Origin of the sequence: Pseudomonas sp. NFPP28, assembly GCF_900115535.1 — a bacterium.
In the GTDB taxonomy this organism is placed as follows: domain Bacteria; phylum Pseudomonadota; class Gammaproteobacteria; order Pseudomonadales; family Pseudomonadaceae; genus Aquipseudomonas; species Aquipseudomonas extremorientalis.
Map to the genome: position 1 here is coordinate 95,718 of NZ_FOWT01000005.1, position 24,309 is coordinate 120,026.

Below are 24,309 nucleotides of genomic sequence, written 5' to 3' on the forward strand. Positions count from 1 at the left end.
GATGCATCAACTGACACACCGCCATCGGGGGCAGGCCTCCTTCCCCATTTGAGCCGCGCTCGACAAACACAATACCGGTCGGCCCTGAGGCCGCCGGGCTAGCCGTTACCGAAGCAACGGATATGTACACCGACAATCCACTCACGAAACCACCTCCCCAACCACCACGCCCCCCAGCCACCACCGTGCCAACGCCGCCACATTCGGCGCCTTGAGCAACGTAAAGTGATTCCCCCCGCCATACCAAACCTGCAACCCACTCCCCTGTCGCCGCCACCCCTCGACCATCATCCCCTGCTCCCGCTGATTCCCCGCCGCATCCAGCGCCGGATCCTCAGCCAACACCAACCGCACCACGCCCTTGAACCGCGCACCAGGCCGATACGCCGTACGCAACGCCGCCGCATAAGTGCGCGCCGGCCCCTCCATCGCATCCACCGCAGAACGCCCCGGCAACAATCCCACCCCGACCATGCCGGCATGTAACCGCTGCCGCTGCGCCTCCTCATCACACGCGGCAAAATCTCCAGGATCAATTCCCAGCGACCTGCCCGCCGACAACTGCATCGCCTCGATCAACCGCAGCAACGCCGCCGTCGTGGTGTACACCTTCGCGGTCCCCCCAGGTGCCTCACTGTCGATCACCGTCAATGACGCCACCTCCCGCCCGGCCGCCTGCAACCGCAGCGCCATCTCCAGCGCGACCCAGCCCCCGAACGAATGCCCCACCAGATGCACCGGCCCGTGCGGACATTCCTGCTCCAAGGCCATCAAGTAACAAGCCGCCGCCGCTTCCACCTGGCTATGGGGCACCGCTTCGCCGTCCAGCCCACGCGGCTGCAAGCCAAACAAAGGCCAGTCACGCCCCAGTGCCTCGCCCAAGCCGACGAACCCGGTGACACTGTCCCCTGCCCCCGGTACGCAGAACACCGGCGCATACCCCGTCCGGCCACTCTGAATGCGCAACAACGGCAGATGCGGCGCCTGGGCCTGCGGCAAACAGGTCGCCAGCACCTCGCTCATCGCTCGCCCCAGTGCCTGGATATGCGGCGTTTGCATCATGCTCTGGTGATCCCCCGGCACCTGTACCTGGCGCAACTGGCCTGGCGCCAATACCTCATGCCACCCCAAGGACTCACTGCGCCGCGACAACTCGGTCGGCCGCTCATCCGCGCTGAACAGGTGCACCGCCACGGGCAACGGGAACAGGCTGTAGTGCGCCAGCGCATGCCCGTGCCCCACTTCCCGTTCGATAAAGCTCAAGAGGTCCGCCTCCGCAGCCGCCGCCATTTGCGCGTATAGCAGACCTTGATCGCGACAGCGTTGCAGCAGGCCCGCAAAGTCCAGCTGTTCAATCTGCGACGCCAACTGCCCAACGTTCGCCAGTTCATCCACACCGCCCTGTGCTTTCCAATACGCCGTGCACTGCAGCAACAAATGCCGCTTGAGCGCGTCCGGCCCACTCCAGCGCGCCTTGCCCTGGTCGGTCATACGCGGCACGTAGCTGTCGATCAAACCGAGGAATGCCACCGGTTCATCCAGCCCCACTAGTTGCATCGCCACTTCATAGGCCAGCACCCCGCCAAACGACCAGCCGGCGACCCGGTAAGGCCCATGGGGTTGAATACCCCGGATCAACCCGACCAGGCGCGCCGCCAGGCCTTCCATGGTGTCCAGGTGCGGCTCGCCGAGCGCCAGGCCCGGCAGGCCGTAAATCGGGTAGTCGCCGGGCAGATGCTGGCCCAGCGCCGGGAAATACACATCCATGCCACTGAATTCATGCACAAGGAACAGCGGCGCCTGCGAACCACTGCTGCGCACCGTGATCACCGCAGGATCGCGCACAGGCTCATCAGTGCGCTGACGCAGCATCGCGGCGACGGAGGCCACGCTGGCATGCTGGAACAACTCCGCCAGGGACACGGACAAACCCGCTTCCTCCATCAGGTTGACCAACCGGATCGCCAGCAGTGAATGCCCGCCCAGTTCGAAAAAGCTGTCGTGACGCCCGACCTGTTCCAGCTTCAATACCTCTGCCCACAGCGCTGCCAGGGTCTGCTCCAACGCATCCACCGGTGCTTCAAACTCGCGGCGGTGCAGAGCTTCCAGGGCGGGCACCGGCAAGGCTTTGCGGTCGATCTTGCCATTGGCTGTCAACGGCAGGGACTCCAGCGGCACAAAGGCCGACGGCAGCATGTAGTCCGGCAACTGGTCTTGCAGGCAAGCCCGCACGCTGTCGATGCCGACAGGCGTGTCGCCCCAGGTGAAATACGCCACCAGGCGCTTGTCCCCTGGGGCGTCCTCGCGGGCCAGCACCACCACATCCTGGATACCCGCAACGTTGGCCAGGCGCGCTTCGATCTCACCCAGTTCGATACGGAAACCACGGATCTTCACCTGGTCGTCATTGCGCCCGATGCACTCCAGCAAACCCTGCGCCGTCCAGCGGCCAAGGTCGCCGGTGCGGTACATCAAGGCGCCTGGGATAAACGGGTCCTGCACAAACTTTTCAGCGGTCAGTTCAGGACGGTTCAGATACCCCTTGGCCACGCCATCCCCACCGATGCAGATTTCACCGGTCACGCCCACGGGCACCGGTTGCAACTGCGCATCCAGCACATGCACCTGCGTATTGGAGATCGGCCGGCCGATGGGCACGCTGTCGGCCGTTTCGGCCAGCGACCGCACTTCGTAGGTGGTGGCGTAGGTGGTGGTTTCGGTCGGCCCGTAGCAATGCACCATGCGCAATGCCGGTGCCTGGGCCAACAGACTGCGGAACGCCGCCGGGTCGGCCCGTTCACCACCGCACAGCAGGATGCGCAGGCCCGCCAGGGCCTGGGGAATCAGCTGTACGTACTGGTTGAACAACGCCGTGGTGACGAACAATACCGTCGCATCCGCCAACGCCAGGCCAAACGCAGCCGGATCGAGCAAGGTGGCGTGGTCGATCACCTGCACCTGGCCGCCATTGAGCAACGGCCCCCACACGTCCATGGTACTGGCGTCAAACGCCGGGTTGGAGGCGAAGGCGACGCGGTCACTGGCGTTGAAGTCGGCGTAGCCGTTATTCAGCACCAGGCGCGTGATGCCGCGATGGGGCACCAACACGCCTTTGGGCGTGCCGGTGGAGCCTGAGGTGTACATGATGTACGCCACGCTGTCCGAGGACTGCGACAGGTCCGGGTTGTGGCTCGGTTGCGGATCGAGGGCCAGGGTGTCGAGGTCCAGGCGTTGCACGGCGCAGTCGACGGCACGCTCGCTGCCGGTCAACAACCAGGCCGCGCCGCTGTCCTGCACCATGAACGCCTGGCGCTCCGCCGGGGCGTTGATGTCCAGCGGCACATAGGCGGCGGCGCACTTGAGCACGGCCAACTGGCTGACCAGCAGGTCCAGCGAACGCGGCAACAGGATCGCCACATGATCGCCGGGGCGTACTCCAAGGCCCAGCAAATGATGGGCCAGGCGATTGGCGCGGCTGTTCAGCTCGCCATAACTGAGTGACTGCTCGCCCTGCAGCGCCGCCAGCGCAGCCGGCCGTGCATGAGCCTGGGCTTCGAACAGGCGTTGCACCGTATGTTCACGCGGGAATGCCCGGGTAGTGGCGTTCAGGTCCAGCAATTGCTGGCGTTCGGCGGCGGGCAGGATCGGCACATAGGCGATGGCAAGCGTACCGCCCTGTTCCAACGCCTGTACCAGTTGCTCCACCGCGATGTGCAGGTAGTCGCACACGCGACGGGCGCCCTGCCCCACGACTTTCAAGGAGAAACCCGCGCCCAGGTCATCCACGCTCACCGACAGGCCATAGTTGCTGTGTTCCTCGGCCTTGAGCAACCGGATGCCCTGCCAGGCCTCGCTCGCCACCTGCGGCGCACTGTGGCGATAGTTGAACAGCGTATCGAACAGTGGCGTGGTCACCGGCACGCCACTGCAGCGCTGGGCCAAGGCCAACGGCGCCTGCTCATGGCTGAGCAATTGAGTGAGGCGTGCGTGGGTGGCGCGCAACGCGTCGCGCACGCTGTGCCGACCCAGGTCGACCCGCAGCGGCAGGGTGTTGATGAACACGCCCATGGCCCGCTCGGCCCCTTCGCCGCCTTGCAGCCGGCCAAGCATCACGCTGCCGAACACCACTTGCTCCCGACCCGAGACCTTGCCCAGCACCTGCGCCCAGGCCAGGTGCATCAGGCTGGCGGCGCTCACCCCGGATTGCCGGGCCTGGGTGCGCAGGCGTTGGCTCAGCTCCAGGTCAAGGGTGCAGTGAACCTGCTCATTGCCGCCAAGGGTTTCCAGGCGGGTCGGCTCGTCGATCTCGCCCAGCATCTCACGGAAGAATGCCTCGTGATCGTCAACCCCCAAGCGGGTCTGGGCCACATAGTTGCGATACGGCACCGGCGCGCCCAGGGTGTGTGGCGTGCCCGAGAGAAACGCCTGCATTTCGTGCTGCAAAATCTCCAGGGCGATGTGGTCCATCACCAGGTGGTGGAACAGCAAGATGGCACTGCCGTCACACACCACCAGGCGCATCAGCGGTGCCTGGGACAGGTCCAGACGCTCCGGCACCGGCCCGTGTTCGACCCGCAGCGAAGCCTCGCGCCACACCACCTGAACCGGTTCTTCCAGGCCGTCCCAATGGAACGACGAACGCAGGATGTCGTGACGCTGGATCACCGCCTGCAAGGCCAGGGCAAATGCCTCCAGTCGCCGGGCGCTGTCGAATGCAAACTGCGCCCGTAGCACATAGTCGTCACCGCCCTGCGCGGCGCGATGGTGATAGAGCATGCCGGCCTGCAACGGCGCCAGCGGGTAGATGTCCTGCACATTCGCCGCGCCGCCGGGGATACAGGCGACGATACGCTCGATGGCCGGCTGATCCAGTTGGATCAGCGGCAACATGTCCGGGGTGATCGCCGTGCAATCGGCCGTAATGCCATTGACCGGCACCGCCACTTCACGCCCTGCGCCCAAGGCCGCCGCCAGGGCCGACAAAGTCGGCTGGCCAAACAGCACTTTCACATCCGCCGACAACCCGAGGCCGCGCATGCGCCCCATCAGGCCCACCGCAAGCAACGAGTGGCCGCCCAGCTCGAAGAAGTTGTCGTGACGGCCCACGCGCTCCACGTTGAGCAGCTCGGCCCACAGGCTGGCCAGGGCGATCTCCGTGTCGCCCTGGGGCGCTTCGTACTCGCGCACCACCACCGAGTCCAGGCCCGGCGCGGGCAGTGCCTTGCGGTCAAGCTTGCCGTTGGGGCTCAAGGGCAAGTTATCCAGGTGCACGAAGATCGACGGCACCATGAATTCCGGCAGATGCTGCAAAAGATGCGTGCGCAAGGCGTCGATCTCGCTGGACACACCGGTGTAGTAGGCAATCAGGCGATTGTCGCGGGCGATCACCGCGGCTTCATTGACCTGCGGGTGGTCGGTGAGGCGCGCCTGGATTTCCCCCAGTTCGATGCGCAGGCCACGGATTTTCACCTGATCGTCGTTGCGCCCCAGGTACTCGATCGTCCCGTCCGCCAGGTAGCGACCAACGTCGCCGGTGCGGTACAGGCGCCCATCGGTGAACGGGTCCTTGAGGAAGCGTTCGGCGGTCAGTTCCGGCCGGTTCAGGTAGCCGCGCGCCACTTGCACGCCACCGATGAACAGCTCGCCGACCACGCCCAATGGCACGGGCTGCATCTGTGCGTCGAGCACGTACATGCGGGTGTTGGCGATCGGTTTGCCGATCGGCGTGTTGTCCGGCGTCACCGGCCCGGCGCAGTTCCATGCGGTCACATCGACAGCGGCTTCGGTCGGGCCGTACAGGTTATGCAATTGGCTACCTGGCAATTGCTGCTTGAAGCGCCGCACCAGGCTGCCCGGCAGGGCTTCGCCGCTGCACATCACACGCACTAACCCTTCGGCCTGGCTCACATCGCCATGGGCCAGGAACACATCCAGCATCGACGGCACGAAGTGCAGCGTGGTGATCTGCTCGGCGGCAATCACCTCGCACAGGTACACCGGGTCTTTGTGCCCGCCCGGGCGCGCCATCACCAGGCAGGCGCCGGTGAACAGCGGCCAGAAGAACTCCCACACCGACACGTCGAAGCTGAACGGCGTTTTTTGCAGCACCCGGTCATGGGCTTGCAGGCCATAGGCGTCCTGCATCCACAGCAGGCGGTTGACCACGCCGGGGTGGTCGTTGATCACGCCCTTGGGCTGGCCGGTGGAGCCGGAGGTGTAGATCACGTAGGCACTGACGGCTGGCACGTGAGGGTTGTCGACAGGCTGGTGCTGCCAGCTCGGCTGGTCCAGATCGACCACCGGCACCTCCCCCAGCAATGCCCGCGTCGCCCCCTGGGCCAGCACCGCCACCGGTGCGCTGTCCTCCAGCATGTAGGCAATGCGCTCCAGCGGATACGCCGGGTCCAGCGGCACATAGGCGGCACCGGCCTTGAGGATCGCGTACAGGCCGATGACCATGTCCAGGCCGCGCTCCACGCAGATCGCCACCCGTGAATCCGGCTGCACACCCAATTCCAGCAGGTGGCGGGACAGTTGATTGGCCCGCGCATTCAGCTCGGCATAGGTCAACACGCCGTCATCGGCTTTGACGGCAATGGCGTCCGGCGTCCGCGTCGCCTGCGCTTCGAACAGGCCATGCAAGGTCTGCTCGAGGTCATAAGCGACTTCGGTGGCGTTGAAATCAAACAGCAGGTGCTGGCGCTCACGCTCATCCACCAGCGACACCTGTTCCAGCACCGCCTGGTCGTTATCCGCCATGGCCTGCAACACGCGGGTGAAGTAGCCGGCGTAACGCTGCACCGTCGATGCGTCGAACAGCGCCACTGCGTATTCCAGCGCGCCGATGATGGTGCCCTGCACTTCCGACAGGTCCAGGGACAGGTCGAACTTGGCGAAGTGACTGTCCTCGACGATGCCTTCCAAGGCCAGGTCGCCCAGGGCCAGGGTCGGCGCACTGCTGTCCTGCCAGGTCAGCAGGGTCTGGAACAGCGGGCTGTGGGCCAGGCTGCGCGGTGGCCGGGTGATCTCTACCACTTGTTCGAACGGCAGGTCCTGGTGGGCCTGGGCTTCCAGGGCCTGGGCCTTGACCCGCGCCAACAGCGCTTCGGTGCTCAGCTCGCCCGAGGTGTCGATGCGCACCGCCAGGGTGTTCACAAACAGGCCGATCAGCCCTTCCACTTCGCTGCGCGTGCGGTTGGCCACGGGTGAGCCGATCACCACATCGTGCTGCCCGGAGAGCCGTGCCAGCAGTGAGGCCCACGCGCTCATCAAGGTCATGTACAGCGTGGTGCCGTGGCGTTGGCTCAAGGCCTTGAGCCCGGCGGTGAGGCGTTCGTCCAGGCGCACCTCGACGCTACTGCCGGCGTAGTCCTGCTGCGCCGGGCGCGGGCGGTCGGTGGGCAGCGTGAGCAAGGCCGGCGCACCGGCCAGCGCCTGTTGCCAAAAGGTGCTCTGGCGCTGCAGCACTTCACCGCTGAGCCACAGGCGCTGCCATACCGCGAAGTCGCCGTACTGGATCGGCAGCGCCGGCAAGGGGTCGGGCTGGCCGTGGCTGAAGGCCTGGTACAGCGCCATCAGTTCGCGGGTGAGCACGCCCATGGACCAGCCATCGGACACGATATGGTGCAGCGTCAGCAACAGCACATGGTGATCGTCGGCCATTACCACCAGACGCCCGCGCAGCAGCGGGCCGCGCTCCAGGTCGAACGGCGCCGAGGCCTCGCCATGGATCAACGCGTCCAGCGCCTGCTGTGGTTGCGGGTGGCGGCGCAGGTCCTGCACTTGCAGGGGCAACACGTCTTCGGCGGGCACGATCACCACCTGGGCCTCGTCGCCGCGCTGGGCAAAGCGGCTGCGCAGGGTTTCGTGGCGCGCAACGATGCGCGCCAGCGCCCGTTGCAGCGCCTCCACATGCAACTGCCCACGCAGACGCAGCCCGATGGGAATGTTGTAGGCAGTGTTGGCGCCTTCCATCAGCGCCAGGAACCACAGGCGCTGCTGGGCGAAGGACAGCGGCGTGGGCTCATCACGATTGGCCGGGAGGATAGCTGGCAAGGTGCTGCGACCGGACTGGGCCAGCACCTCGGCCACCGCCGCCAACTCGGCATTGGCAAACAAATCGCCGAGCAGCAACTCCACACCCAGGCGCTGGCGGATCTGCGAGACCATGCGCATCGCCAGCAAGGAATGCCCGCCCAGTTCGAAGAAATGATCGCGACGCCCCACCCGCTCCACCTGCAGCACATCGGCCCAGATCTGCGCCAGTACGGTTTCGATTTCACCTTCGGGAGCCACGTACTCGCGGGTAAACACTGCGGCCATGTCCGGCGCCGGCAGGGCCTTGCGGTCGAGCTTGCCGTTGGCGGTCAGGGGCAACGCGTCCAGCTTCACATAGGCGACCGGCACCATGTAGTCCGGCAGGTGCGCCACCAGGTGGGCGCGGAGTTCGGCTACAACCAGCGGGTCGAGCTGGCGGTTTTCGGTGAAATACGCCACCAGCCGCTCTTCACGCACCAGCACCACGGCTTCCTGGATACCCGCCAACTGGTTGAGTTGGGCTTCGATTTCGCCCAGTTCGATGCGCATGCCACGGATCTTCACCTGGTCGTCATTGCGCCCCAGGTACTCGATAGTGCCGTCCGGCAGCCAGCGTGCCAGATCGCCGGTACGGTACATGCGCCCGGCGTTGAATGGGTCCTGCAGGAAACGTTCGGCCGTCAACTCCGCACGGTTGAGATAACCCCGCGCCACGCCTTTACCGCCCACATACAACTCCCCCGCCACCCCCAGCGGTACCGGCCGCTGCTGCTCATCCAGCAGGTACACCGTGGCATTGGCGATGGGTTTGCCGATGTGCAACGGCTGGCCGGCCTCGACCTTGCCGGAGGTGGCGACCACCGTGGCTTCGGTCGGCCCGTAGTTGTTGATCAGGTCGAAACGTTGGGCGCGACCGAACTGGCGCAAGCGATCACCACCGATCAGCAGCGTGCGCAGCGTCGGGTGTTCGAGCTGCTGGCTGAATGCGTACTCGGCCACCGGCGTGGGCAGGAAGCACACGTCCAACGGCTGCGCGCACCACCAGGCCAGAAGTGCGTCGACATCCTCGGTGCCGTCATGGGCCGGTGGCAGGTGCAGGGTCGCGCCCACGCACAGCGCCGGCCAGACTTCCCAGGCCATCGCGTCAAAGCCGAACCCGGCGACGCTGGCGGTGTGGCGCCCGGCGCACAGGTCAAAGGCGTGGCAATGCCAGTCAATCAGATTGGCGACGGTGTGGTGCTCCACCATGACGCCCTTGGGCAGACCGGTGGAGCCGGAGGTGTAGATCACATAGGCGAGGTTGGACGGCGTGACCGCAACCTTCGGGTTGCTCGCCGAATGGTGCTGCCAGGTGTAGCGGTCGAGGTTGATCACCGGCACGTCAAGGGCCGGCAGGCGCTCGAGCAAGGCGTGCTGGGTCAACACCGCCACCGGGGCGCTGTCGCTGAGCAGGTAGTTGAGGCGCTCGGCCGGGTGCGACGGGTCCACCGGTACATAGCAGGCGCCGGCCTTGAGAATCGCCAGCAGGCCGGCCAGGGTATCCAGCCCGCGACGGGCGACGATGGCGACGCGGTCGTCAGGCCTGACCCCCAGCGCCAGCAGATGATGGGCCAGCAGGTTGGCTTGCTGGTTGAGTTCGGCATAGGTGAGCTGGCGGCCCTGATGCACGGCGGCAATGGCGTCGGGGCTCAGCGCGGCCTGGGCTTCGATGCGCCCGTGCAGCGTGGTGCCTTGGGGGAAATCCGTGTGGGTGGAGTTGAAGTGTTCCAACAACCACTGCTGCTCGGCGAACGGAAGCACTGACACCTGGTTGAGCGCAGTGTCTGGCGCCTGTTCGAGCGCGGTCAGCAGGTTTTCCAAGGCGGTCTGCACGTAGGCACAGACGCGCTGCGGATCCACCAGGGTGCTGGCCAGCAGACTCAGGGCAAAGTCATCGCCGAAGTCGTCGACACTCAGGGTCAAGGGGTAATTGGTACGTTCCTCGGCGCTCAGCGCAGCGATGCCCTGCCAGGCGGAGATCGCTTCGTCACTGGCCGCCGAGGCACTGTGGCGATAATTGAGCAAGGCGCTGAACAACGGCGTCGGCGCCACCACGCCGCTGCACCGCTGGGCCAGCGCCAACGGTGCGTGCTCATGCCGCAGCAACGTCGTCAGCCGCGCATGAGTCGCCTTGACCCCGGTGCGCACGTCCTCGCGGCCCACGTCCACGCGAAACGGCAAGGTGTTGATGAAGATACCCAGCGCCCGGTCTGTGTCATGACTGCCCTGCATGCGGCCCATCAATACCGTGCCGAACACCACCTGTTCCTTGCCCGCCAACACCCCCAGCACCTGCGCCCACGCCAAATGAAACAGGCTGGCTGCGCTGACCCCCAGTTGCCGTGCCTGTGCTCGCAACCGTTGCGACAACGCCGCCGGCAGCGCCAGGTGTGCCTCGGTAATCCCCCGCGCATCGCCCTGCACATCGCTCAAGCCAAACGGCAAGGTGGGTTCGCTGATGTCGCCAAGCATCTGGCGGAAGAAGTGTTCGTGTGCCTGCTCGCTGATCCCCAACCGCGCCTGAGCCACGTAGTTGCGAAACGGCACGGCCTGCCCCAACGTCGCGCCCTGCCCCAACAGGCAGGCCTGCAGCTCGTGGCACACGACTTCCAGGGCGCTGTGATCAAGGGCCATATGGTGGAACAGCAGGCTGGCAACGATACGTTGATTGGCCACGTCCTCGGCCCGCACCAGACGCAGCAACGGCGCCTGGGACACGTCGAGGCGATAGTGGCGGGCATCAAACAGCGCGCGCAGTTGCGTGGCGATGTCGCCGTCGGCCGGGTCCAGCGCCAAGGCCTGCACCGGCAGGCGCGCGCGGCGCCACACCACTTGCGACGGTTGCTGCACACCCTCCCAGACCACTCCTGTGCGCAGGATGTCGTGGCGGTCCATCACCGCTTGCAGTGCCTGGGCAAACGCCTCGAACCGCTCCAGGCTGTCGAAGGAAAACTGCGATTGCATCACGTACGGGTCGCCCCGCTCGGCACTGACGTGGTGGAACAGAATGCCTTCCTGCAAGGGCGCCAGCGGGTAGATATCCTGGATATTCGCCACGCCGCCATCGACGCTGGCGACGATGCGGTCGACCTCATCCTGGCTCAGCGTCGACAACGTCAACATCGACGGCAGGATGCGCTCGGCGTCCGCCGGTATGCCATTGGCGGGTACGTCGACTACGCCCGCCTTCGTCGCCGAGTATTCACCGGCCTTGATCAGCTCGATCAACGCCGGTTTGTGCTCGCGCAGGGCGGCGAGGATCGCCGGGTCGCTCAAGGCTTGCTTGTTGCCCTGGACCGATAGCTGTTCGCCCTTGAGCGCCAGTTGGATGTCCTTGGTCTTCAGCGTCGCCAGCAGTTGGTTGATGCTCACAGGACGATCTCCATTCGTTCAGTCAATGCGGCGTAGCCAGCCAGGGTCGGCTGTTCGAACAACGCGCGCACGTCGGCTTCCATGCCTTCCTGGCGCAAGCGCCCGATGAGGCTGACGGCGAGCAGCGAGTGCCCGCCCAGTTCAAAGAAATTGTCGTGGCGCCCTACCCGCTCCACGTTGAGCAGTTCTGCCCAGAGCCGGGCCAGCAGGATTTCGGTCTCCCCTTCGGGGGCTTCGAACGCGCGTACCAGCCGTGCTTCCATGCCCGGTGCCGGCAGGGCCTTGCGATCGAGTTTGCCGTTGGGGCTCAAGGGCAACGCGTCGAGGTGCACGAACAGCGCGGGCACCATAAAGTCCGGCAGGTGCAGTAGCAGTTGGGCACGCAGGCTTTCGACGGGCGCATGTTCTCCGGTGTAGTAGGCGACCAGGCGCTCGTCGCGGGCCACCACCACGGCGTCCTTGACTGATGTGTGCTCGGTCAATCGCGCCTGGATTTCCCCCAATTCGATACGCAGGCCACGGATTTTTACCTGGTCGTCGTTACGCCCCAGGTACTCGATATTGCCATCGGGCAGGTAACGACCCACATCCCCTGTGCGATACATGCGCCCGCCGGTGAACGGGTCTTCGAGGAAGCGCTCGGCCGTCAGTTGCGCACGGTTCAAGTAACCCCGCGCCACTTGCACCCCGCCGATGAACAACTCGCCCACCACGCCCAATGGCACCGGTTGCAACTGTGCATCCAGCACGTACATGCGGGTATTGGCGATGGGTTTGCCAATCGGTGTGTTGTCCGGCACCTCGGGCCGCGCACAGTTCCAGGCGGTCACGTCCACCGCCGCTTCGGTAGGGCCATACAGGTTGTACAGGCCGATGCCCGGCAATTGCTGCTTGAAGCGCCGCACCAGGCTGCCCGGCAGGGCTTCGCCGCTGCACATCACACGCACTAACCCTTCGGCCTGGCTCACATCGCCATGGGCGAGGAATACGTCGAGCATCGATGGTACGAAGTGCAAGGTGGTGATCCGCTGCGCCTCGATCACTTCGCACAGATAGGCCGGGTCCTTGTGCCCGCCCGGGCGCGCCATCACCAGGCGTGCGCCAGTGAACAGCGGCCAGAAGAATTCCCACACCGACACGTCGAAACTGAACGGGGTTTTCTGCAGCACTGCATCCTCAGCATTGAGCCCGTAGGCGTCCTGCATCCAGAGCAAGCGGTTGACCACCCCGGCGTGCTCGTTGATCACCCCCTTGGGCTCGCCGGTGGAGCCGGAGGTGTAGATCACGTAGGCGGCGTGGCGAGCGGTGAGGCCCGGGACCTGGGGGTTGGTCGCGGGCTGGCGTTGCCACGTGACGTGATCAAGCTCGATCACCGGCACGTCGCCCAGCAGCGCACGGGTGGTCGCTTGCGCGAGGACCACCACCGGCGCGCTGTCCTGCAGCATGTAGGCGATGCGCTCCTGGGGGTAGGCCGGGTCCAGCGGCACGTAGGCGCCGCCGGCCTTGAGAATGGCGAACAGACCGACCACCATGTCCAGGCCACGCTCGAGGCAGATCCCCACCCGTGTATCCGGCTGGACGCCGTGCTCACGCAGATGATGGGCCAGGCGATTGGCGCGTTCGTTGAGTGCCCGGTAGGTCAGCCGTTGCTCGGCGGCAATCACTGCCACCGCCTCCGGCGTGCGCTCGACCTGGGCTTCGAACAGCGCCTGCAGGGTCTGATCGAGATCGTACGGCACCTCGGTTGAGTTGAATTCGACCAGCAGCTTATTGCGCTCTTCGACGCCCAGGATCGGCAAACGATCGAGCGCGTGTTGCGGCGCGTGCTCCAACGCCTCGACCAGGCCCGACAACGCCGTGTGCAGGTACTCGCACACGCGTTGCGCATCGGCGCGTGCCAGGGCGGTGATGTCATAACCGTCGCCCAAGTCGTCCACGTTCAAGGTCAACGGATAGTTGGTACGTCCGTCGTTGGCCAGGGTCTGCATGCCTTCCCAGGCCTGCTGCGCCTCCTGCGAGCGGGTGGCCGTGCCACGATGACGGTAATTGAGCATTGAGCTGAACAGCGGGGCCGGGGCAGCGACCCCACTGCAACGCTGGGCCAGCGCCAGGGACGCGTGTTCATGGCCAAGCAAGGCGCTGAGCCGTTCGTGGGTCGCCCGTACGGCGGCACGTGCGCCTTGACCGTCGATATCCAGACGCAGCGGCAAGGTATTGATAAATACCCCCAGGGCGCGGTCGGCGCCCTCGCCACCTTGCAGGCGACCGACCAATACGGTGCCGAACACCACACTGTGGCGGCCCGATGTCGCCGCCAGCACCTGGCCCCACGCCAGGTGAAACAGGCTCGCCGTGCTCACCCCCATCAGCCGGGCCTGGGCCCGCAAGCGGCGGTTGAGGTCGCTGTGCAGGCGCAGGCTGTGTTCCTCGACGGCGCTGCCGTCGCCGCGCACGTCCTGCCAGCCGAAGGGCAATGTCGGCTCGTCGATATCGCCGAGCATGGCGCGGAAAAAGCCTTCGTGCTCCTGTTCGCTCACGCCCAACCGCGCCTGCGCCACGTAGTTGCGATACGGCATCGGTGCAGCCGCGGGCACTTGCCGGCCGAGCAGGAAGCCCTGCATTTCCCGCAGCACGACGTCAAATGCGGTGTGGTCGAGGACGATATGGTGATACAGCAATACCGCGACCACCCGTTGGTGGGAGGGATCCTGGGCGTACATCAGGCGGATCAGCGGAGCCTGGCTGATGTCCAGGCGATAGCGTCGTGCATCGAAACGTTGGTGCAGGCCGGCCAGTACATCGCCTTGCAGGTGCAGCGCCTGCACCTGCAGTTCGGCGGTGCGCCACACCACTTGCAGCGGTTGCGCCAACCCCTCCCAGACCACACCGGTGCGCAGGATGTCGTGACGATCGATCACCTGCTGCAACGCCTGGGCAAAGGCATTCAGGCGGTCGAGGCTGTCGAACGCCAGGTGCGTTTGCAGCAGGTACGGGTCGCCCTGCTCAGCGGTGATGTAATGGTAGAGGATGCCCTCTTGCAACGGCGCCAGCGGGTAGATGTCCTGCACATTGGCCACGCCACCGGGCACTTGCGCGACCACTTGATCGATGGTTGCCTGGTCGAGTTCCACCAATGTCAGCAGGTCCGGCGTAATGCGCCGGCAGTTGGCGGGAATGCGATTAACCGGCACCTGCACTTCGCGACCGCTGCCGACAGCGGCGGCCAGAGCGGCCAGGGTCGGCTGGCTGAACAGCACGCGCACATCGGCACTCAGGCCGACCTGGCGCATGCGTTCGATCAGACTGACGGCCAACAATGAATGGCCGCCGAGCTCGAAGAAGTGGTCATGGCGACCCACCCGTTCAACCTGCAGCACTTCGGACCAGATGCGCGCCAGAGTGGTTTCCACGTCGCCCTGGGGGGCTTCGTATTCGCGGGTCAGCAGCGCGGCCTGATCCGGCTCCGGCAGGGCCTTGCGGTCCAGCTTGCCGTTGGCGGTCAGGGGCAGTGCCTGCACCTGCACATAGGCGACCGGCACCAGGGCCTCGGGCAACCGGGCTTGCAGGTCGGCACGCAGGGTCTCGATAGCCAGCGGTTGCCGTGCGGTGAACCAGGCGATCAGGCGGCCTTCACGCACCAGCACCACCGCTTCGCCGACGCCTTCCACGGCAGCCAGGCAGTTTTCGATCTCCCCCAGCTCAACCCGCACGCCACGCACCTTGACCTGGTCATCGTTACGGCCCAGGTACTCGATATTGCCATCGGGCAACCAGCGCGCCAGGTCGCCGGTGCGGTACATGCGACCGGCGTTGAACGGGTCTTGCAGGAAGCGTTCGGCGGTCAGGTCCGGACGGTTCAGGTAACCCCGTGCCACGCCGCTGCCGCCCACGTACAACTCGCCCGCCACGCCCACCGGCACCGCACGCAAGTGCGCGTCCAGCAGGTAGACACGGCCGTTGGCGATGGGCCGCCCGATATGCAGCACCTGCCCGGCGCGTACGCGGCCAGAGGTGGCAACCACCGTGGCTTCGGTGGGGCCATAGTTATTGATCACGGCAAAGCGCCGCTCCTGGGTGAACTGGCGCAGGCGATCACCGCCGATCAGCAGGATGCGCAAGGTCGGGTGTTGCAACTGCTGGCCGAAAGCGTATTCGGCCACCGGGGTCGGCAGGAAGCTGACGTCCAGTGGTTGTGCCAGCCACCAGGCCAGCAGTTCGTCGATGTTTTCATTGCCGACATCGGCCGGCGGCAGGTGCAAGGTAGCGCCCACACACAGCGCCGGCCAGACTTCCCAGGCCATCGCGTCAAACCCGAAACCGGCGACGCTGCTGGTGTGGCTCGTCGCATCCAGACCAAAGGCCTCGCAGTGCCAGTGCACCAGGTTTTCCACGCTGCGGTGTTCCACCATCACGCCCTTGGGCTGGCCAGTGGAGCCGGAGGTGTAGATCACGTAGGCCAGGTGCGCAGGGGTCAGGAGGCTGAGCTGCGGATTGCTGACGGCATGCTGCTGCAGACATGGGTCGTGCAGGTCCACCGTGGCGATGTTGCCCAACAGGTCGCGGGTACTGGCTTCGGCCAGCACCGCCACCGGCGCGCTGTCGTGTAGCAAATAAGCGATGCGCTCGGCGGGATACGCCGGGTCGATGGGCACGTAACCGGCACCGGCCTTGAGGATGCCCAGCAAACCCACCAGCATCTGCGGGCCGCGACGACAACACAGGGCTACTCGGTCGTCGGGCTGTACCCCGAGTGTCAACAGGTAATGGGCCAGTTGGTTGGCGCGCCGGTTGAGCTGTTCGTAGGTCAACGCCTCACCGTCTTGCATCACCGCGATAGCCTGGGGTTGGCGTTCGGCCTGCACCTCGAAGGCACCGTGGACGGTGTGCCCCTGCGGGAAATCCTCGGCCGTGGCGTTGAAATCACGCAGCAGGGTTTCACGCTCTGCCGCCGGCAGGATCGTCAGCTGGTTGAGCAGGGTCTTCGGTGCGTTTTCCAGGCAGGCCACCAACTGTTCTACGGCGTTATGCATATAGGCACACAGGCGCTGGGCGCCGATCTGCGGCAGCGCCAGTACCGTGAGGCCAAAGCCTTCACCCAGGTCATCCACGCTCAAGGTCAGCGGGTAGTTGCTGCGTTCTTCGCCGCCGAGCAATTGCACGCCTTCCCAGATGCCGTGGCCGTCGCGGGCCATTTCACCGGGGCTGCTGTGACGGTAGTTGAGCAAGGCGCTGAACAGCGGCGATGCACCTGCCACGCCGCTGCAACGCTGGGCCAGCGCGAGGGACGCGTGTTCATGGCCGAGCAAGGCACTCAAGCGCCCGTGGGTGGCCTTGACCGCAGCGGCGGCAGTGGCTGCCACGTCCACGCGCAAGGGCAAGGTGTTGATGAACATGCCCAGCGCACGGTCCGCGCCGTCACCGGCCTGCATGCGCCCCATCAACACGGTGCCGAACACCACGTCGTCACGCCTGGATACCAGCCCCAGCACCTGCGCCCAGGCCAGGTGCATCAGGCTCGCGGCGCTGACGCCCAGTTGCCGGGCCTGCTCGCGTACCCGTTGGGCCAGCGCGGCATCCACGGCCTGTTCGGCTTCCTCGATATCGCGCCCATCGCCCTGCACGTCCTGCACGCCGAACGGCAAGGTCGGCTCATCCACATCGGCGAGCATGTCGCGGAAGAACGCCTCGTGTTCCTCCACGCTGACGCCAAGGCGAGCCTGAGCCACGTAGTTGCGAAACGGCGCCGCCTCGGGCAAGTCCTGGGCCTGGTTGAACATGAACGCACGCATTTCCTGGCCCACCACCTCCATGGCGGTGTGATCGAGCGCCAGGTGATGGAACAGCAGGATCGCCGCCACACGCTGATTCGCCGGATCCTGGGCATACACCATGCGCAGCAACGGCGCCTGGGTGATGTCCAGGCGGTAGTGACGGGCATCGAAGCGTGCATGCAACTGCTCGATGATGTCGCCTTCGGCCGGGTCCAGGTCGACCTCTTGCACGATCAGTTTCGCCTCGCGCCACACCACTTGCACCGGGCTGTCCAGGCCTTCCCAGACCATGCCAGTGCGCAGGATGTCGTGGCGGGCCACCACCTGTTGCAGCGCACCCATGAACCCCTGCAAACGCTCCAGGCTGTCGAACGCCATGCGCGATTGCAGCAGGTACGGGTCGCCCTGCTCGGCGCTGATGTGGTGATAAAGAATGCCTTCCTGCAACGGCGCCAGCGGGTAGATGTCCTGCACATTCGCCGCGCCGCCCGGCACATTCGCGACGATACGTTCGATGGCTGCGGGGTCGAGTTGCACCAGCGTCAGCATCGACGGCGTGATCCGGGTGCAATCCTTGGGGATGCCATTGGCCGGCACCACGATTTCCCGGCCACTGCCCACGGCAGCGGCCAGCGCCGCCAGGCTTGGCTGGCTGAACAACACGCGTACGTCGCAGCTCAGGCCGACCTGGCGCATGCGTTCGATCAGGCTGACCGCCAGCAGCGAATGCCCGCCCAGTTCGAAGAAATGATCATGACGGCCAACCCGCTCCAGCTTGAGCACGTCCTGCCAGATCTGCGCCAGCTGGGTTTCCACTTCGCCTTCCGGCGCCTCGAAGCCGCGGCTGAGCAGCGCGCTCTGGTCCGGCACCGGCAGGCCCTTGCGGTCGAGTTTGCCGTTGGCGGTGAGCGGCAGCAGCTCCAGCCACACATACGCCGACGGCACCATGTAGTCCGGCAACTGGCCTTGCAGGTGAGCGCGCAGGGCTTCAATCTCCAGCGCCACACTGGCCGTGTAGTAGGCCACCAGGCGCTTGTCACCGGGCTGGTCTTCGCGGACCAGCACCACCACGTCCTTCACGCCCGGGAAACTGGCCAGGCAGGTCTCGATCTCGCCGGGTTCGATACGGAAACCACGGATCTTCACCTGCAGGTCATTGCGCCCCTGGTACAGCAAGGTGCCGTCGGCCTGCCAGCAGGCCAGGTCACCGGTGCGGTACAACAGGCCCTCGCCGAAGGGGTTCGGGATAAATTTCTCGGCTGTGAGTTGCGCTTGGTTCAAATACCCCGTGGCCACGCCCGCACCGCCGATGTACAGCTCGCCGACCACACCCAACGGCAGTGGTTGCTGGCGCGGGTCCAGCACGTACGCCTGGGCATTGGCGATCGGGCGCCCGATGGGGATGCCGCCCTCGCCGACCCGGGTGATTTCGTGGGTGGTGGAAAACGTGGTGGCTTCGGTGGGCCCGTAGCCATTGAGCAGGTGCCGGGGCTTGCCGTGCCTGAGCACCCGGTCGATCACCTGCGGGTCGAGGACGTCGCCGCCGACGATCAGGTAGCGCAACTGCGCGAATACCGGCAACAGCGCGTCAGCGTACTGGTGGAACAGCCCGGCGGTCATCCACAGCACGCTGACGGATTGCTCCTGCAACAACGCGGCGAACGCGGCCTGGGACAACAGCACCGCATGTTCGACCACCACCACACAACCGCCATTGAGCAGGGGCGCCCACACGTCGAGGGTGCTGGCGTCGAATGCCGGGTTGGAGGCGAAGGCCACGCGGTCGCGGGCGTTGAAATCGGCATAGCCGTTATTGATCACCAGGCGCGAGATGGCGCGGTGCGGCACTTGCACGCCTTTGGGCGCGCCGGTGGAGCCGGAGGTGTAGAGGATATAGGCGACGCTTTCGGCAGACTGCGGCAGCTCAGGGTTGCGCGGCGACAATGTGTCCAGGTTCAAGTCGGCCAGGGTCGTGAGCACCCGGTGCGCGCCGCTGTCCTGCACGATGAATGCCTGGCGTTCGACCGGCGCGTTGATGTCCAGCGGTACATACACCGCACCGCACTTGAGGATCGCCAGTTGGCAGATCAGCAGGTCGAGCGAGCGCGGCAGCGCGATCGCCACGCTCTCGCCAGGTTGCACACCCTGGTTGAGCAAGTGATGGGCCAGGCGGTTGGCACGCCGGTTGAGGTCGCGGTAACTCAGGGACAATGCGCCCTGCACTGCCGCGACCGCTTCCGGACGGGCCAGCGCCTGGGCTTCGAACAACTGGTGCACGGTAAGGTGCGCCGGGTACTCACGGGCGGTGGCGTTGAAGTCCACCAGTATCTGATGACGCTCGGCGGCCGGCAGGATCGACACGGCCTGCAACGGCGTGGTCGGTGCCTGTTGCAACGCCGCCACCAGGTGGCGCAGCGCGGTGAGCATATAGTCCCCCACGCGCTGCACATCCAGGCTCGCGACGCCTTGTACCGTCAGGGCAAAGCCTGTGCCCAGGTCATCGACGTTGAGCACCAGCGGGTAGTTGCTGCGTTCCTCGGAACTGAGGATCTGAATGCCGGAGGCCGCGAACGGGTTGTCTCCCGGCGCGTCCCCCGGCGCACTGTGGCGATAGTTGAGCAAGGTGCTGAACAGCGGCAGCGAACCCGGCACGCCACTGCAGCGCTGGGCCAGGGACAACGACGCATGTTCATGCCCGAGCAACTGCGCCAGGCGCGCATGGGTGGCGCGCACGCCGGCTTGCACACCCACGGCACCGAGGCTGACCCGCAGCGGCAAGGTATTGATGAACATCCCCAGCGCCCGGTCGGCACCTTCGCCGCCTTGCATGCGCCCCAGCAGCACGGTGCCGAATACCACCGACTGCTGGCCGGACACCTGCCCCAGCACCTGCGCCCAGGCCAGGTGCACCAGGCTCGCGCTGCTCACGCCCAGTTGCCGCGCTTGTTCGCGCAGGCCCAGGCTCAGTGCCGGCTCCAGGGGCAAGTGGGCCTCGATGATGCCGCTGCCATCGCCATTCACGTCCTGCAGGCCGAAGGCCAGGGTCGGCTCGTCGATATCGCCGAGCATCTCGCTGAAGAACGCTTCGTGCTGGGCCTGGCTGACCCCAAGCCGCGCCTGGGCCACGTAATTGCGGTACTGCACGGCGGCGGGCAGTTGCGCGCTGTTGCCGGCCAGGCTGGCGCTCATTTCTTCCACCAGCACTTGCAAGGCCGTGTGGTCGAGCAGGATATGGTGCAACAGCAGGATGCCGACAAACCGGCCCTGCTCTTCGGCGTAGACAAAGCGCATCAGCGACGCACGGCTCAAGTCCAGTCGGAAGTGACGCGGGTCGAAGCGTTGCTGCAACTGCGCCAGCGGTTCGTCGATACGTTCCACGGTCAGCGCCGCCTGGCGCAACACCACCTGCACCGGCTCGTTGAGGCCTTCCCAGAGGATCGCGGTGCGCAGGATGTCATTGCGCTCGATCACGCTGTGCAGCGCATGGACAAACGCGTCCACCGCCACCTGGTCGTCGAAGCTGAACTGCACCTGCAACACGTAGGGATCGCCCTCGGTGGTTGCCAGGTGGTGATACAGGATGCCGGCCTGCAACGGCGCCAGGCCGTAGATGTCCTGCACATTGCTGATGCCGCCGGGCACGCCCTGGATAATGTGGTCGAGGCTGGCCTGGTCCAGCTCCACCAGGGGCAGCATGTCCGGGGTGATGTGCTGGGTGGCGGCGGTGATCCGGTTGGCCGGCACCAGCACCTCTTGCTGCCCCCCCACTGCGGCGGCCAGCGCCGCCAGCGTCGGTTGGCCGAACAGCACGCGCACATCGGCGCTGAGATCGACCTGGCGCATGCGCTCGATCAGCTTGACCGCCAACAGGGAGTGGCCGCCGAGTTCGAAGAAGTTGTCGTCACGCCCCACCCGGTCAAGCTTGAGCAGGTCTTGCCAGATCGCCGCGATGGCCGTTTCCACCGCGCCTTGGGGCGCCTGATAACCCCGGCGCGCCAGGGCATCGGCATCGGGTGCGGGCAGCGCCTTGCGGTCGAGCTTGCCGTTGGTGGTGAGCGGCAATTTATCCAGTTGCACAAAGGCACTGGGCACCATGTAGTCGGCCAGGCTCTGCAACAGATGGTCGCGCAGATCGGCCACACGCAGCTCGCCCTCGCTTATCACGTAGGCCACCAGGCGCTTGTCGCCCGGCTGGTCTTCCCGGGCGATGACTACCGCGTCACGCACGCCCTCGGCGCTGGCCAGGTGCGCTTCGATCTCGCCCAGCTCGATACGGAAACCGCGGATCTTCACCTGGTCATCGTTGCGGCCCAGGTATTCGACGCTGCCGTCGGCCAGCAGGCGGCCAAGGTCGCCGGTCTTGTACAGGCGCTGGCCGCTGGCCGGGTCGACCAGGAAGCGCTCGGCGGTGAGCGCCTCACGGTTGAGGTAACCGCGCGCTACCCCGGCACCGCCCACGTACAGCTCGCCGACTACGCCCAGCGGCAACGGCTCGCGGCGCGCGTCGAGTACATACAACTGCAAATCGGGAATGCGCACGCCAATCGGGCTGACGCCGACCAACTGCGCATCCGCCGCTTCCAGGGCGCGATAGGTGACGTGCACGGTGGTTTCGGTGATGCCGTACATGTTCACCAGTTGCGTGCCGGCGTTGATCGCCCGGGCGTACCACGGCTTCAGCACGCCCGGTTCCAGCGCCTCGCCGCCGAAGATCACCTGGCGCAGGGAATGGGACCGGGGGTTCTGGCCTTGCGCGGCGATCAATTGGCGGAAGGCGCTGGGCGTCTGGTTGAGGATGCTCACGCCCGCTTCGCAGAGCAGCGTGTAGCACTCGTCCGGCGAGCGGCTGACCAGTTGCGGCACGATCAGCAACTGGCCGCCGTGCATCAGCGCGCCCCAGATTTCCCATACCGAGAAGTCGAAGGCAAAGGAATGGAACAACGCCCAGACGTCGTTGCGGTTGAAGCCGAACCAGTGTTCGGTGGCGGTGAACAAGCGCGCGACCTGGCGGTGTTCGATCATCACGCCCTTGGGCTGGCCGGTGGAGCCGGAGGTGTAGATCACATAGGCCAGGTGGGCCGGGCTGAGGTCGACGCGGGGGTTGACGATGGATTCGCCGCGCAAGCCGTTGAGGTCGATCTGCGGCAGGTCGCCGACCAGGTGGCGCGTATTGGCCTGCACCAGCACCGCCAAGGGTGCGCTATCGGCCAGGGTGTAGGCGATGCGTTCCTGCGGGTAGGCCGGGTCGATCGGCACGTAGCCGGCGCCGGCCTTGAGGATGCCCAGCAGGCCGATGATCATCTCCGGGCCGCGCTCCACGCAGATCGCCACGCGATCATCCGGGCGGATGCCCTGGGCCAGCAGGCGATGGGCGACCTGGTTGGCACGTTCGTTGAGTTGGCGGTAGCTGATGCGCTGATTGTCGAAGCGCAGCGCAATGGCGTCAGGCTGGGCGGCGGCGTGGGCTTCGACTTGAGAGTGGATCAGCGCGGTATCGGCGTAATGCGTGGCGCTGTGGTTGAGGCCGTGCAGCAGGGTATGGCGTTCGGCGTCAGGCAGGATGTTCAGGCCGCTGAGCGGCATATCCGGTCGCTGCTCAAGGGCGTCGGCCAGGCTTTCCAGGGCGGTGTGCAGGTAGGTGGCGACACGTTCGGCGCCGATGGAGGCATCGACCATCACCGTCAGCGCGAAATCTTCACCCAGGTCGTCGACGTTGACCGTCAGCGGGTAGTTGGTGCGCTCCTCGGCGCTGAGCACGCGGATGCCCTCGGCCACCTCGATCACCTCGGCCATGTCCGTGGCGGCGCTGTGGCGGTAGTTGAGCATGGCGCTGAACAACGGCGTCGGTGCCGCCACGCCACTGCAGCGCTGGGCCAGCGCGAGGGACGCGTGTTCGTGGTTGAGCAATGCCGTGAGGCGCTCATGGGTGGCCTTGACCCCGGCCCGCACGCCCTGCTCGCCCACATCCACGCGCAATGGCAGGGTGTTGATGAACATGCCCAAGGCCCGTTCACCGCCCTCGCCCGCCCCCATGCGCCCGAGCATCACGGTGCCGAACACCACTGAATCACGCCCGGCGACCACGCCCAATACGCGGGCCAGCGCCAGGTGCATCATGCTCGCCACGCTCACGCCAAGCGGGCGGGCCAGGGTGCGCAGACGGCGGCTCAGTGCGCTGTCGACGGGGACCCGTGCCTCGTCGATGCCCAGACCATCGCCCTGCACATCCTGCAAACCGAACGGCAGGGTCGGCCCGTCGATATCCGCCAGCATCTCGCGGAAAAACGCCTCATGGGCCTGCTCGCTGACGCCATGGCGCACCTGGGCAATATAGCTGCGGAACGGCACCGGCTCACCGGCCTGGGCTTGCTCGCCGGCCAGGTACAGCTGGATCTCGTGGCGCACTACGTCAAGGGCGGTGTGGTCGAGGATGGTGTGGTGAAACAGCAACGTTGCCGCCACACGCCCGTCCGCTGGATCTGCGGTATACACCAGGCGCAGCAGCGGTGCCTGGCCCAGGTCCATGCGATCGGTGCGCGCCTCGAAGCCAACGGCCTCGCACGCCAGGGTCGCCTTGCGCCACACCACCTGCAACGGCTCGTCGAGGCGCTCCCAGACCATCGAAGTGCGCAGGATGTCGTGGCGATCGATCACCCACTGCAAGGCTTCGGCAAACGCCTGCAAACGTGCGTGGCTATCGAACTCGAACTGCGCGTGCAGCACGTAGGGATCGCCCTGTTCCGCCGACAGATGGTGGTAAAGCATGCCCTCCTGGAGCGGCGCCAGCGGGTAGATGTCCTGCACATTCGCCGCGCCACCGGGGATGGCAGCGACGATACGGTCGATGGCCGCCTGGTCGAGGCTGACCAGCGGCAGCATGGCCGGCGTGATGCGGTAGGCCGGGCTCAGCCAGTCACCGCCATGTTCGGCGACCAGCTCCAGCAGGCGCGGCTTGTGGGCGATCAGTTGGTCCCACAGCGCATCGTCCAGCGCCTCGTCGTCACCCAGGATGACCAGGTCACCTTCTTCCCGTTGCAGACGGATCGCATGGGTGGAAATCGCTGCCAATAATTCGCTGAACTGCATGGGG

At 65.9% G+C, this 24,309-nt stretch carries 2 protein-coding genes; both read right to left on the reverse strand.

Going from position 1 to position 24,309, the window contains the following annotated elements:
• Nucleotides 1–141 precede the first annotated feature (141 nt).
• On the reverse strand, nt 142–11,448 hold the full coding sequence (locus BM110_RS14450; protein WP_093513660.1) for a non-ribosomal peptide synthetase: 11,307 nt from the start codon (nt 11,446–11,448) through the stop codon (nt 142–144).
• A complete protein-coding gene (locus BM110_RS14455) occupies nt 11,445–24,305 on the reverse strand; it encodes a non-ribosomal peptide synthetase (RefSeq protein WP_093513661.1) in 12,861 nt (4,286 codons plus the stop codon). Before BM110_RS14455 ends, BM110_RS14450 begins: the two co-directional genes overlap by 4 nt.
• Nucleotides 24,306–24,309: the final 4 nt, after the last annotated feature.

Coding starts and splice junctions, on each gene's coding strand:
- BM110_RS14455 (WP_093513661.1), bottom strand. CDS start 24,305: ATGCAGTTCAGCGAATTATTGGCAGCGATTTCCACCCATGCGATCCGT.